A 12,857-nucleotide genomic window follows, 5' to 3' on the forward strand; every position below is an offset into this window, starting at 1 on the left:
AAGGCAGCGTTCGGGCAATCCGAAGGTTTCGCCGCGTACATCCCGCTCATCACCCGCTCAAACGGAGGCTGACCGCCCATGGACGCCGCTAGGAAATTGCCCAAGGCCATCATTCTGTTTCCCGTGTTCATCCCCGCGGTGGTGATCACGCTGCTGCTGGTGATCGGCACGGCAAGCAATCCGGAACTGGCCGGGGAGCTGTTCGATTCGGTGCTGGCGTACATCACCCGCACCTTCGGCTGGTTCTACATGCTGTCGGTGGCGTTCTTCCTGGTGTTCATCGTCGGCATCGCCCTGACCAAATGGGGCAACATCAAGCTCGGGCCGGACCACTCCGAGCCGCAGTACAGTTTCCCTGCCTGGTTCGCCATGCTGTTCTCCGCCGGCTACGGCATCGCCCTGCTGTTCTTCGGTGTCGCCGAGCCGGTGCTGCATTATTCGACGCCACCGGCCGGCGCGCCGGAGACGGTGGATGCCGCCAAGCAGGCCATGCAGATCGCCTTCTTCCACTGGGGCTTTCACATCTGGGGCATCTTCGGCATCGTCGGGCTGGCGCTGGCCTATTTCGCCTTCCGCCATGGTCTGCCGCTGTCGCTGCGCTCGGCGCTGTATCCGCTGATCGGCGAGCGCATTTACGGGCCGATCGGCCATTTCGTCGACGTGCTGGTAATCCTCGGCACGCTGTTCGGCATCGCCACCACGCTCGGCCTGTCGGTCACCCAGATCAACGCCGGCCTGAACTATCTGTGGGACGTACCGGTGGACATCACGGTGCAGGTGATCACCATCGCCATCATCACCTGCATGGCCATCGCCTCGGTGGTCGCCGGGCTCGACAAGGGGGTGAAGAACCTGTCGCTGCTCAACATCGTGCTGGCCACGGTGCTGATGCTGTTCGTGCTCGCAGTCGGCCCGACCATCTTCATCCTGGAGACCTTCCTGCAGAACACCGGCAGCTACCTGAACAACATCGTCGAGCGCACCTTCAACCTGCAGGCCTACAGCCGCAGCGACTGGATCGGCAACTGGACGCTGTTCATCTTCGGCTGGACCATCTCCTGGTCGCCCTTCGTCGGCTTGTTCATCGCCAAGATCAGCCGTGGTCGGACCATCCGCCAGTTTGTCTTCGGCGTGATGATCGTGCCGACCATGTTCACCTTCTTCTGGTTCTCGGTGTTCGGCGACACGGCCCTGCACCTGATCATGGTCGAGGGGTACAACACGCTGATCCAGGATGTGCAGGCCGACCACGCGGTGGCGCTGTTCAAGCTGTTCGAGCTATTGCCCTGGACCACACTGACCTCGATCCTCGCGGTGCTGCTGATCGTGACCTTCTTCGTCACCTCCTCGGACTCCGGCTCGCTGGTAATCGACTCCATCGCCGCCGGCGGCGCCATCCATACGCCGACCTGGCAGCGCGTGTTCTGGGCGACGATCGAAGGCGTGGTGGCCTCCGTGCTGCTGCTCGCCGGGGGCCTCAGCGCGCTGCAGACGATGGCCATCGCTGCCGGCCTGCCGTTCTGCATCCTGATGATGCTGATCGCCTTGGGCATGTGGCGGGCGCTGGTGATCGAGGGGCATCAGCTGAGCCTGCAGACCCACGTGCAGACCGCCAACCGGCAGAGCGCAGCAGCCGGCCCGGGCGTGTGGAAGAAGCGCCTGGCCGGGCTGGTCACCTTTCCCAGCCGCGAGGAGGTGGAAGGTTTCATGGCCAGTACCGTGCTCAAGGGCATGCGCCGCGTGCAGCGTGGTCTGACCGAGCAGGGCTGGCCGGCCGAGGTCCAGGTAGACGAAGCCAATTCGCGCCTGTATCTGGAGGTGATCAAGGACGACCAGCTCGACTTCGTCTACGAGATCCGCCTGATCAGCTACGCCATGCCGGCTTTCGCCCAGCCACAAAGCCCGGACGGCGACGAGCACTACTACCGCGCCGAGGTGTTCCTGCGCCGTGGTGGGCAGTCCTATGACATTTATGGCTATGACCAGGCGGAGATCATCAGCGACATCCTCGATCAGTTCGAGAAGTACCTGCACTTCCTGCATATCTCGCCCGGCAGCCTGCCGTGGAAGATGGACGAACACGACGAAATGCTTGGTAACGAATCGGAGCCGCCGAAGGTCGCGCCGCAGTAGGGGCCGGTCGACGGCGGCCCGGCGCAGACGATACGAAGCCGCCAGCGAAAACGGTGGTTGACGACAGATGGCAGCTTTTCGATGCCCACAGCCCGTGCGCCTCGCTTTATCGGCGCTTGGCGCATGCCGCGGTGCATGCTAGGTTTGCGCCTCGCCAGGATGGCGAGCAGTTCGCGCGGAGCGCACCAACAGAATATCCGGACCCTGGCGGCCATCGCCGGTCTGAAAGAGGACCCTTCATGGCCGAGGCCATCCCTGCACTGGAAATCCGCAACCTGCACAAGCGCTACGGCGATCTGGAAGTTCTCAAAGGCATCTCGCTGACCGCCCGTGACGGCGATGTGATTTCCATCCTCGGCTCTTCAGGCTCCGGCAAGTCCACCTTCCTGCGCTGCATCAACCTTCTGGAAAACCCCCACGAGGGCGAGATCCTGGTGGCCGGCGAGCAGCTCAAGCTCAAGCGCGACAAGCAGGGTGACCTGGTCGCCGCCGACGGCAAGCAGCTCAACCGGATTCGCAGCGAGCTGGGCTTCGTGTTCCAGAACTTCAACCTCTGGCCGCACATGACCATCCTCGACAACATCATCGAGGCGCCGCGCCGCGTGCTGGGCCAGAGTAAGGCCGAAGCCACCGAGGTGGCCGAAGCCCTGCTGGCCAAGGTCGGCATCGCCGACAAGCGCCACGTCTACCCCAATCAGCTTTCCGGTGGCCAGCAGCAGCGCGCGGCGATCGCCCGCACGCTGGCGATGCAGCCCAAGGTGATCCTGTTTGACGAGCCCACCTCGGCGCTGGACCCGGAAATGGTACAAGAAGTGCTTGCGGTGATCCGGTCGCTCGCCGAGGAAGGCCGGACTATGCTGCTCGTCACCCACGAAATGAATTTCGCCAAGCAGGTATCCAGCGAAGTGGTGTTCCTCCACCAGGGTCTGGTCGAGGAGCAGGGAACGCCCGAGCAGGTATTTGACAATCCTCAATCGGCGCGCTGTAAACAATTCATGTCCAGCCATCGCTAATGGAGCAACACCGCATGAAGAGCTATAAGAAGATCCTGCTGACCGCTGCTGCCTCGCTGATCATCGGCACCCAGGCATTCGCGGCGGAAAAACTACGGATTGGTACCGAAGGCGCCTACCCACCCTTCAACCTGATCGACGCCAGCGGCAAGGTGGTCGGCTTCGACCTGGATATCTCCCACGCGCTGTGCGCCAAGATGAAGGTCGAGTGCGAGGTGGTTACCTCTGATTGGGACGGCATCATTCCGGCGTTGAACGCCGGCAAGTTCGACTTCCTCGCCGCTTCCATGTCGGTCACCGAAGAGCGCAAGAACGCCGTCGACTTCACCGACCACTACTACACCAACAAGCTGCAGTTCGTGGCGCCGAAGAACGTCGACTTCAAGACCGACGAGAGCTACCTGAAAGGCAAAGTGATCGGTGCGCAGCGCGCGACCATCGCCGGCACCTGGCTGGAAGACAACCTGGATCGCGTCGTCGACATCAAGCTCTACGACACCCAGGAAAATGCCTATCTGGACCTGGCCTCCGGTCGCGTCGACGGCATCCTGGCCGACACCTTCGTGCAGTGGGAATGGCTCAAGAGCGATGCCGGCAAGAACTTCGAGTTCAAGGGCGAGCCGGTATTCGATGACGACAAGATCGCCATCGCCGTGCGCAAGGGCAACGATGAACTGCGCGAGCGGCTGAACAAGGCACTGGCGGAGATCATCGCTGACGGCACCTACAAGCAGATCAACGACAAGTACTTCCCGTTCAGCATTTACTGATCCAACCGAGCCGAAGCCCGGTCGCCAGCCTTCTGGCCGACCGGGCTTCGGTGTTTGAGCTTCTATGATTCCTGACCTTCACGGATTCGGTCCGGCCCTGCTCGCCGGCACCTGGATGACCATCCAACTGGCCCTCGCCTCCCTGGCGCTGGGGCTGGTGCTCGGCCTGCTCGGCGCGTTGGCCAAGACGTCGCCTTACAGCGCCCTGCGCTGGATCGGCGGCACCTACTCGACCATCGTGCGCGGCGTACCCGAATTGCTCTGGGTGCTGCTGATCTATTTCGGCACCATCAACCTGATTCGCGGCCTTGGCGAACTGTTCGGCATCGCCAACCTGGCCCTGAGCCCGTTTGCCGCCGGCACCATCGCCCTCGGCCTGTGCTTCGGCGCCTATGCCACCGAGGTGTTCCGCGGTGCGCTGCTGGCCATTCCCAAGGGCCATCGTGAAGCCGGCCTGGCACTGGGCCTGGGCAAGCGCCGTATCTTCCTGCGGCTGATCCTGCCGCAGATGTGGCGCCTGGCCCTGCCGGGCCTCGGCAACCTGTTCATGATCCTGATGAAGGACACCGCGCTGGTCTCGGTGATCGGCCTCGAGGAGATCATGCGCCGCTCGCAGATCGCGGTGACCGCCAGCAAGGAACCCTTCACCTTCTTCCTGGTGGCGGCCTTCATTTACCTGTGCCTGACCATCGTTGCCATGATCGGCATGCACTTCCTCGAAAAACGTGCCGGCCGCGGCTTCGTGCGGAGCGCAGCATGACCTGGGAAATCTTCATCAAATGGCTGCCGAGCTTCATCGACGGCGCCTGGCTGACCCTGCAACTGGTCGGCGTGTCGGTCATCACCGGATTGATCCTCGCCGTACCGCTGGGCATCGCCCGTTCTTCCCGGCATCTGGCGGTGCGGGCATTGCCTTACGGCTACATCTTCTTCTTCCGCGGCACGCCGTTGCTGGTCCAGCTGTTTCTCGTGTACTACGGCATGGCGCAGTTCGACATCGTGCGCCAAAGCGCGCTCTGGCCGTACCTGCGTGACCCCTACTGGTGCGCGATCATCACCATGACCCTGCACACCGCGGCCTACATCGCCGAGATCATCCGCGGCGCGATCCAGAACGTGCCCCATGGCGAAGTCGAAGCCGCCCGCGCGCTGGGCATGTCGCGCAGCCAGGCACTGCTGCACATCATCCTGCCGCGCGCTACGCGCATCGGCCTGCCGGCCTACAGCAACGAGGTGATCCTGATGCTCAAGGCCAGCGCGCTGGCCAGCACCATCACACTGCTGGAACTGACCGGCATGGCGCGCAAGATCGCCGCCCGCACCTACCTGCACGAGGAAATGTTCCTCACCGCCGGCCTGATCTATCTGCTGATCGCCTTCGTGCTGATGCAGGGCTTCAAACTGCTGGAGCGCTGGCTGCGGGTCGACGCCTGCCAGGGACGCTGATTCCCGCACTGCCTCCTTGTGCAAGGAGGCAGTGACCCTTTCTGAATCCCGCCCTCACTCTGCGGTCAGACGCAGATCCCGAACCCTTACGAGATTCCCCATGCCTGTCGATATCCAACGCATCGAAATGAACCAGCTCGCCTGCTGGCGAGTACGCCGCGGTGAGGACGAACTGCTGATCGCCGAACAGGGCGCGCAGATCCTCAGCTATCGCCAGGGCGATGCGCCGCCGATCATCTGGCTCAGCGAGGAGGCCGCCTTCGAACAGGGCCAATCGGTACGCGGAGGCGTACCCGTATGCTGGCCGTGGTTCGGCGATCTGGCGCGCAACCCACAAGAGGTCCAGGCGAGCTACCACGGCGAGCAACCCGCGCCCTTCCACGGCCTGGTGCGCGCCCTGCCCTGGCAATTGCGGGAGCAGCGCGGCGAAGGCGATACGGCGATTCTCGAGTTCCACTGCCCGCAGGCGCTCGGCGCACTGCCGGGCTGGCCGCACCGGGTCGAACTGACACTGCAGATCCGCCTGGCCGACGAGCTGGAGCTCAGCCTCAGCAGCCGTAACGTCGGCACGGAGGCAGTCACCATCAGCCAGGCCCTGCACAGCTACTTCGCCGTCAGCGACATCCATCAGGTTCGCGTCGAAGGCCTGGCCGGCTGCCCCTACATCGATACGCTGCTGGATTGGCAGCAGCGCCAGCAGCAGAACGGAGACCTGGCGTTCAACGGCGAAACCGACCGCATCTACTTGCAGCTCCCGACGACCCTGAAGCTCATCGACCCGGCATGGAAACGCAGCATCCGGCTGACCACTCGCGGCTCGCGCTCCGCGGTGCTGTGGAACCCGTGGATCGACAAGGCCAAGCGCCTGTCAAGCTTCGCCGACGACGCCTGGCAGCGCATGGCCTGCATCGAGACAGCCAACGTACTGGACGACGCCGTGGTCTTGCAGCCGGGCCAGCAGCACCTGTTGGGCGTATCCGTCACCGCAATCCCCGCGCGCTGAAGAGTCGCTTAGTCATGCAGTACTAGCTGTCTAGGAGCTGACTCCGCGAACGGATGTGCGGGGTAACCGTTCGGCAGCCAAACGCTGGCGGCCGATGAACGGGCGCGGATTAAGCCCGCTGAAGTGACAAAATGACATCACATCTGCGCCTGCAGCCTTTCGATGATCAGAGTCACTCACATGCCCGCCAATCGCCGCTATTCCATCATCCTCGAACACTCCGGGCAGGTCCTGCTGGAGCAGGCCTCGCTTGAGCAGGTCGAGGCGTTCTGGGATGCCAATGACGAAACCTATTTCGGCTTGCGTATCGAGGACGCCCAGAGCGAACACGCACGCGTGTACGTCACGGACGAGATTCCGGAAGACGAAGAACTCGCCCTGCCCTGATCGCCTGCACTGCTCCGCTTTCGCGCCCCGCCTGAGTACGAGTTCGGCATAATCGTCTGCCCGACCGCGGAGCAACGGCCATGCAGATCGACGAAGAGCTGACCCTGAAGAAGCTGGAAGTGTTTTCTGGCCTTCATGCGCAGCGGCAATCTGGGCAAGGCCGCGGTCGAGCTGAACACCAGCAACGTCAGCGTGCATCGCGCCATCCACTCGCTTGAAAGCGCGTTGCGATGCCCCCTGTTCAAGCACGAGGGGCGCAACCTGATTCCGCTGGAAAGTGCCTATGTACTCGAAGAGCGTGCCCAGCAGCTGGTCAAGGACGTGCTCGAGACGGTGCGGCGTACCCGCGAGGCGGCCGGTTTCTCGGCCGAGCGCTTCAAGCTCGGTGCGCTCTACTCGCTGACGGTGAAGACCGTGCCGCAGCTGATCATGGGCCTGAAGCTGCGCCGCAGCGAGCTCAACATCGACCTGATCCTGGGCTCCAACGTGGACCTGCTCTACAAGCTGAAGAACATGGAGCTGGACGCCATCTTGGTGTCGCTCAACGAGAGCGTCGCCGACCCGGACTGTGCCCAGGTGCAGCTGTTTTCCGACGACATTTTCCTCGCCGCGCCAGCCGACTCGCCGTTCGCCAACCAGAGCGAAGTGGATCTCAGCGATCTGCGTGACGCCACTTTCATCACCCTGTCCCAAGGCTTCGCCACCCATCAGGACGGCAACCGGGTGTTCCAGCTAGCGGGTTTCGAGCCGAAGGTGGCGATGCAGGTGAACGACATCTTCACGCTGCTCAGCATGGTCAATTCCGGGGTCGGTTACGCGCTGCTGCCGGGGCGGGTGGGCATGGTCTACGAATCGCGGGTGCGACTGATACCGCTGCAGGCGCGCTATCACCTGCAGCAGCACATCGGCGTGGTGTTTCTAAAGGCCAAGGAGCGCGACCCGAACCTGCTGGCGCTGCTCGCCGAATGCCGGATGTATGCCCGGCGCGCGCTGGAGCAGAACGAGGATGCCAAGCCTGAAACGACGTAGGGTGGAAAACCCGCGCAGCGGTTTTCCACGCGTTGGCATATGGCCAGCCGGATCGGCATGATCGGCGCCGCAGTGGTGGAAGAGGCTTCGCCGTCTTCCACCCTACGACTGCATGACTAGGCGACGGCTGTCTGCCCGGATGCCACCGGAGCCGGCCGGCCCAGGCTTTGCGCCACCACGTCACCAACCATATCGGCGGTGATCGCGCTCAGCGTCCAGCCCAGGTGCCCGTGGCCGGTGTTGTAGAACACGCAGGGCGAGCTGCCGCGGCCAACCTTGGGCATCATGTTCGGCATCATCGGGCGCAGACCGGCCCAGGGCACCACGCTGCGGGTGTTGACGCCGGGGAAGCACTGGTTGACCCACTCCACCAGCGGGCGAATGCGATCGGCGCGGATGTCACGGTTGTAGCCGTTGAACTCTGCGGTTCCGGCGACGCGGAAGCGGTCGTCGCCCAGGCGGCTGCTGACCAGCTTGGTTTCGTCGTCCAGCAGGCTGACGGTCGGAGCCGAGGCGCGGCTGACCTCGTCGGTCAGGTTGACGGTGATCGAGTAGCCCTTGACCGGGTAGATGTTCACCCGGTCGCCGAGCTGGGCTGCCAATGCACGGCTGGCGGTGCCGGCGCAAACCACCAGGCCGTCGAACTCCAGCCGCTCGTCACCGCCAACGCCAGCGAGGATCACGCTGGCACGCTTGCCGTCGCTGGCCACCGACTTCACGTCGGCACCGTAGCGGCAGCGCACGCCAAGCCGCTCGATGGCGGTGGCCAGGCCGTGGGTGAACTTGTGGATATCACCGGTGGAGTCGCATTCGGTGTAGTAGCCGCCGTAGTAGCTGCCAGCCAGGGTTGGCTCGATGGCGCGCATCTCCTCGGGCGTCACGCTGCGCCGCGGCAGGCCGCCTTCGGCGAGCAGGCGCGAAACCTCAGCGGCATGATCGAAGCCGGCCTTGTCGCGGTAGATGTGCAGGATGCCTTTCTTCTTCAGGTCGAAGTCGATGCCTTCGGCTTCGGCCCAGGCGAACAGATGCTCGCGCGCGGCGATGGCCAGCCGAGCGGTCTCGACCGTGTTCTTGCGGTAGTTGGGGATCGAGCCGATGAACTCGGCGAACCAGGAGAGCTTGTGCCAGCTGGGCTTGGGGTTGACCAGCAGCGGCGCGTCGCTCTTGAGCATCCACTTGAGGCCCTTGACGATCGTCGACCAGTGGTTCCAGACCTCGGCATTGGACGCCGACAGCTGGCCGCCATTGGCGAACGAGGTCTCCATGGCCGCGTAGCGGTGCTTTTCCAGCAGGGTGACCGAGAAGCCGCGCTTGGCCAGGGCATAGGCGGTGGTGACGCCGGTGATGCCGCCACCGATGACTGCGATTGTTTTCATTGTTGCGCTCCAGAACGTCGAGGGGTCATAGCCCGTGCGCCCAACGCGCGGCGGGCGCCCCCTCTGTTCTGGACCTGAGAGATTCACGAGCGCATGACGGCTCGCTTGCTCCTTCGGTGCGCCCGGCGACGAAAACCGGGCGGCTCTTCAGAGTTTCAGCGGTGGTAGCGGTCCTTTTGCCTGAGAGTTTCCGGGGCGGTTGCTCCTTCGGCGCTGCCCTGACGGCAGTCTCTCCCGCTAGCACATCGATGCGCGCCACTGGCCAGCTGTGGCAAATGGTCGCGCATCGCAGGTGACACCCTGCCAGAAAAAAGCGCCGCTGTAACCCCCCGAATGCCGGCCGCCAGTCCGCTCGCGACGAGAATGCCGAGCGGTCGCGCCGCGCCCTCAGACCCGGAAGCGCGCCGCCAGGGCCTGCAGCTCGCCGCCCAGACGGGCCAGCTGCACGGTCGAGGCCGCGGTCTGCTGGGCAGCGGCGGCCGACTGGTCAGCCACATCGCGCACGCTGAGCACGCTGCGGTTGATGTCCTCGGCCACCGAACTCTGCTCCTCCGACGCGGTAGCGATCTGCAGATTCATCGCCTGGATGGTGGAGATGGTGCGGGTGATGGCCTGCAGCTCCTCGCCGACATCCCGCGCCAGGCTGACCGTCTCGTCGGCCAGCCCGCGGCTGCTGTCCATCAGCGACGAGGCATGCAGCGCACCCTTCTGCAGGTTGCCGATCAGCTCCTCGATCTGCGCCGTAGACTGCTGGGTACGCTGCGCCAGGCTGCGCACCTCGTCGGCGACCACGGCGAAACCGCGCCCGGCATCACCAGCACGGGCCGCCTCGATGGCCGCGTTCAGTGCCAGCAGGTTGGTCTGTTCGGCGATGCCATTGATCACCGTGAGCACCGTGCTGATCCCAGCGGTCTCGCGGTTCAGCTGGGCCATGGCTTCGGCAGACAGGCCCACCTGGGAGGACAGCCGGTCGATCTGCGCCAACGCCCGTTGCACCACGATGTCGCCCTGAGCCGCCTGGCGGTCGGCGTGCTGGGCGGCACTGGAGGCCTCGTCGGCGTTGCGCGCCACCTCCTGCACGGTCGCTGCCATCTCGTGCATGGCAGTGGCGACCTGATCGGTTTCCAGGCGCTGGCTCTGGATACCGGCGCTGGTCTGCTCGGTCACCGTGGACAGTTCTTGCGCCGCACTGGCCAGCTGGCCGGTGATGGCGCTGATCCGGCCGATCAGGTCGCGCAGGCTGCCGCGGGTGCGCTCCAGCGCATCGAGCAGCTGACCGAACTCGTCGCTGCGCGGCTGCCGCGGCTGCTCGGTCATATCGCCTGCGCCGATGCGCTCGGCAATGCGTACCGCCTGGGCCAGCGGTTGCGTCAGCTGACGCACGATCAGCCAGCTGATGACCAGCCCCAGGGCTATCGCCAGCAGCGTGATGGCAAGCAGCAGGGCCTTCTTCTCGCCGGCTTCGGCGCTGCGTCGCTCGGTCTGCGACTGCACGATTTCATTGGTGTTGCGGTAGATGCTGTCGAAGATTTCCTGCATCTCCTGACGCGCCTGCACCTGAGCGGCGACGATGGGCGGCAGCTGGCCGAACTGGCGGATGTAGGTCGCCACCGAGTCACGCAACGGCTGCAGGTCCACGCCGGGAGTGCCGGCCAGCTGGGCATCGAGCCTGTCGACCGCCGCCTGCAGCGTGCTGAACTGTTGCTGCAATTGCTGCAGCGACTGCTCGGTCTCGGTCATCAGATAGCCGCGCACCATGAAGCGCACCATGCGGTTGTGCTTGGAGACTTCCCCGGCCTGCAGGCCGATGGCTGCGCTACGAGTGTCCTCATGCAGGACCGGTGCGTCCGGTGTGCCGGCCCAGCGTGCCTCCAGCGCAGCGATCAGCGCATCCGAGGTGTTGCCGGCTTCGACCCAGCTGCTGCGGGTCTTCACCTTGCGCTCCCAGAGTGCCGCCAGATCGAGGAAACGCTGGCGGTAATGCTGCACGTCGGCGGCGATCGCCTGCAGGCGCTGCAGATCCTGTGGGTCGCTGAATTCCCCCTTCTGCTGCTGCACCAGTTCGACGATGCGCGCGACCGACTGCTCCACCGCTTCGACATGCAGCGGATCGCCGCGGGTTTCGAAACTGACCTGCGCGTAGCGGATCCGGTTGGCCTCATCCAGCAGGCGGGCCGCACTCTGCGCCCCGTCGCTGCGGGAGATCAGCGCGTCCATGCCGTAACTGCCGATCAGGGCGACGGCCAGGGTCAGCGCCAGAACGGCGGCGAAGCCGAGGGCCAGTTTGTGGCTGACCTTGAGGGTGTTCATCTTTCGACCTTCCTTGATGAACGCAAGCGCGCCCCGATGGGGGCGCGTTGCGGATGACGGTAAGTGACGACGGGAACGGCTCAGCCGAGCAGCCCGCGCATGACGAAGAACAGCAGTGATGGCCCGAGCAGGCAGCCCAGTGCGGTGTAGAACGCCGCGGTCAGGCAGCCGTAGGGCACCAGCTTCGGATCGGTGGCCGCCAGGCCGCCGGCCACGCCGCTGGAAGTGCCGATCAGGCCGCCGAAGATCACCGCCGAGCGCGGGTTGTTCAGCCCGATGGAAGGCGCGACGAAGGGCGTGGCGACCATCACCACGATCGCCTTGACCAGCCCCGCCGCGATCGACAGCGCCATCACTTCCGAGCTGGCGCCGATTGCCGCCCCGGTGACCGGCCCGACGATGTAGGTCACAGCGCCCGTGCCGATGGTGGTCAGGCTGACCGCATCGGTGTAGCCGAACGCCATGGCCACCGCCACGCCTGCCACGAACGAGGCGAGCACGCCGATGAACAGCGCGAGCACGCCGACCATCCCGGCCCGCTTGAGCTCCTCCACGCTGACGCCGAAGCCGGTGGCGACAATGGCGAAATCACGCAGCATGGCGCCGCCGAGCAGGCCGATGCCGGAGAACAGGGCGATATCCACCAGGCCTTTCTGCCCGCCGGTGACCACGCCGCCGATGTACGACAGCAGGAGGCCGATCAGGATCGCCACCGCCGAGCCATGCAGACGGCCCTTGGTGAGCTTGTCCGACAGCCAGTAGGAGATCCACATGGTCGCGCCGATGATGGCGAAGCCGCTGATCAGGCCATAGCCGGTGATCACTTTCATGAGGGATTCGTACATGGCCGTTACCCCCGTGCGCTGCTGGTGAGCGGCTTGGCTTGATCCACCGGATCGCTCGGATCGGACGGGGCGGCCTCAAGCTTTTTTCGGCCGATCCGGTCCAGTACCGGCACCAGGGCGAAGGCCAGCGCAACCGCGGCGACGCCAGCGAGGATCGCCATCGGGCCGCCAGCCAGGGCGCCGTAGACGTTCTGCTGCGCGGCCATGGCGACCACGATCGGGATGTACACGGCGCTCCAGAACTTGATGCCCTGCTCGGACTCCGGATTGAACAGGCCGCGTTTCTTCAGGTAGCTGCCGATGAGGATCAGCAGCACCATGGCGATACCCACGCCGCCGACGTTGGCCGGCACGCCGAGGAGCTTGCCGAGCAACTCGCCGACGAAGATGCCGGTGAGGGTACACAAGGCCAGGAAGGCCACACCAAAGATGATCATTGTTTTTGTCCTTTTTGGTTGCGCTGGCTGCAGAGGGCCACGCGCGTGTTGTCGAGGTCGTTGTTGTTATCCATCGATCTGGGCGAAGGCTCACCCGGGTGCTGCACG

General features: G+C 64.6%; 11 protein-coding genes, 1 pseudogene and 1 riboswitch. Of the genes and pseudogenes, 8 read left to right on the forward strand and 4 right to left on the reverse strand.

The window, feature by feature from the left end; translation table 11 throughout:
- Positions 1 to 78: 78 nt before the first annotated feature.
- From VF716_RS08430 to VF716_RS08465, 8 genes and pseudogenes are all read left to right on the forward strand, one after another.
- Positions 79 to 2,133 (forward strand): BCCT family transporter, encoded by a 2,055-nt coding sequence (locus tag VF716_RS08430; protein WP_011915104.1) that lies wholly within the window; start codon positions 79 to 81, stop codon positions 2,131 to 2,133.
- 239 nt (positions 2,134 to 2,372) lie between these two features.
- Positions 2,373 to 3,146, forward strand: coding sequence for an ABC transporter ATP-binding protein (locus VF716_RS08435; protein ID WP_003281313.1), 774 nt, complete (start codon positions 2,373 to 2,375; stop codon positions 3,144 to 3,146).
- A gap of 14 nt (positions 3,147 to 3,160) precedes the next feature.
- Positions 3,161 to 3,916 carry an ABC transporter substrate-binding protein gene (locus VF716_RS08440; protein WP_011915106.1) on the forward strand — a complete coding sequence of 252 codons (756 nt, stop codon included), beginning with the start codon at positions 3,161 to 3,163 and terminating at the stop codon, positions 3,914 to 3,916.
- A 64-nt stretch (positions 3,917 to 3,980) separates the two neighbouring features.
- Entirely contained in the window at positions 3,981 to 4,676 is a 696-nt protein-coding gene (locus tag VF716_RS08445; RefSeq protein ID WP_011915107.1) for an ABC transporter permease, read from the forward strand.
- The gene (locus tag VF716_RS08450; RefSeq protein ID WP_011915108.1) at positions 4,673 to 5,362 is read left to right on the forward strand and encodes an ABC transporter permease; all 690 of its coding nucleotides are present in this window, start codon (positions 4,673 to 4,675) and stop codon (positions 5,360 to 5,362) included. Before VF716_RS08445 ends, VF716_RS08450 begins: the two co-directional genes overlap by 4 nt.
- A 100-nt stretch (positions 5,363 to 5,462) precedes the next feature.
- On the forward strand, positions 5,463 to 6,365 hold the full coding sequence (locus VF716_RS08455) for a D-hexose-6-phosphate mutarotase (protein WP_106442526.1): 903 nt from the start codon (positions 5,463 to 5,465) through the stop codon (positions 6,363 to 6,365).
- A gap of 180 nt (positions 6,366 to 6,545) precedes the next feature.
- Positions 6,546 to 6,752 carry a hypothetical protein gene (locus VF716_RS08460; RefSeq protein WP_013984451.1) on the forward strand — a complete coding sequence of 69 codons (207 nt, stop codon included), beginning with the start codon at positions 6,546 to 6,548 and terminating at the stop codon, positions 6,750 to 6,752.
- Between the two features lie 80 nt (positions 6,753 to 6,832).
- Positions 6,833 to 7,781: pseudogene (locus VF716_RS08465) on the forward strand (LysR family transcriptional regulator).
- Positions 7,782 to 7,897: 116 nt separating this feature from the next.
- Here VF716_RS08465 and VF716_RS08470 read toward each other — a convergent pair.
- From VF716_RS08470 to madL, 4 genes are all read right to left on the reverse strand, one after another.
- On the reverse strand, positions 7,898 to 9,157 hold the full coding sequence (locus tag VF716_RS08470; protein WP_011915112.1) for a D-amino acid dehydrogenase: 1,260 nt from the start codon (positions 9,155 to 9,157) through the stop codon (positions 7,898 to 7,900).
- 158 nt (positions 9,158 to 9,315) lie between these two features.
- Positions 9,316 to 9,404, reverse strand: a riboswitch (glycine riboswitch).
- Positions 9,405 to 9,544: 140 nt separating this feature from the next.
- Positions 9,545 to 11,467, reverse strand: a complete 1,923-nt coding sequence (locus VF716_RS08475; protein WP_440552488.1) for a methyl-accepting chemotaxis protein — start codon at positions 11,465 to 11,467, stop codon at positions 9,545 to 9,547.
- 80 nt (positions 11,468 to 11,547) lie between these two features.
- Complete coding sequence (gene madM / locus VF716_RS08480) at positions 11,548 to 12,312, reverse strand: malonate transporter subunit MadM (protein WP_440552490.1); 765 nt, start codon at positions 12,310 to 12,312, stop codon at positions 11,548 to 11,550.
- A gap of 5 nt (positions 12,313 to 12,317) precedes the next feature.
- Complete coding sequence (gene madL / locus VF716_RS08485; protein ID WP_014598089.1) at positions 12,318 to 12,749, reverse strand: malonate transporter subunit MadL; 432 nt, start codon at positions 12,747 to 12,749, stop codon at positions 12,318 to 12,320.
- Positions 12,750 to 12,857: the final 108 nt, after the last annotated feature.

It is taken from the genome of Stutzerimonas sp. Brlt_14 (assembly GCF_051948915.1).
GTDB classification, from domain to species: domain Bacteria; phylum Pseudomonadota; class Gammaproteobacteria; order Pseudomonadales; family Pseudomonadaceae; genus Stutzerimonas; species Stutzerimonas stutzeri.

What these genes read in the sequence shown, in the direction of transcription:
- VF716_RS08435 (WP_003281313.1), top strand. Translation starts at nt 2,373, where the DNA reads ATGGCCGAGGCCATCCCTGCACTGGAAATCCGCAACCTGCACAAGCGC.
- VF716_RS08440 (WP_011915106.1), top strand. Translation starts at nt 3,161, where the DNA reads ATGAAGAGCTATAAGAAGATCCTGCTGACCGCTGCTGCCTCGCTGATC.
- VF716_RS08450 (WP_011915108.1), top strand. Translation starts at nt 4,673, where the DNA reads ATGACCTGGGAAATCTTCATCAAATGGCTGCCGAGCTTCATCGACGGC.
- VF716_RS08430 (WP_011915104.1), top strand. Translation starts at nt 79, where the DNA reads ATGGACGCCGCTAGGAAATTGCCCAAGGCCATCATTCTGTTTCCCGTG.
- VF716_RS08460 (WP_013984451.1), top strand. Translation starts at nt 6,546, where the DNA reads ATGCCCGCCAATCGCCGCTATTCCATCATCCTCGAACACTCCGGGCAG.
- madM (WP_440552490.1), bottom strand. Translation starts at nt 12,312, where the DNA reads ATGTACGAATCCCTCATGAAAGTGATCACCGGCTATGGCCTGATCAGC.
- VF716_RS08455 (WP_106442526.1), top strand. Translation starts at nt 5,463, where the DNA reads ATGCCTGTCGATATCCAACGCATCGAAATGAACCAGCTCGCCTGCTGG.
- VF716_RS08445 (WP_011915107.1), top strand. Translation starts at nt 3,981, where the DNA reads ATGATTCCTGACCTTCACGGATTCGGTCCGGCCCTGCTCGCCGGCACC.
- madL (WP_014598089.1), bottom strand. Translation starts at nt 12,749, where the DNA reads ATGATCATCTTTGGTGTGGCCTTCCTGGCCTTGTGTACCCTCACCGGC.
- VF716_RS08475 (WP_440552488.1), bottom strand. Translation starts at nt 11,467, where the DNA reads ATGAACACCCTCAAGGTCAGCCACAAACTGGCCCTCGGCTTCGCCGCC.
- VF716_RS08470 (WP_011915112.1), bottom strand. Translation starts at nt 9,157, where the DNA reads ATGAAAACAATCGCAGTCATCGGTGGCGGCATCACCGGCGTCACCACC.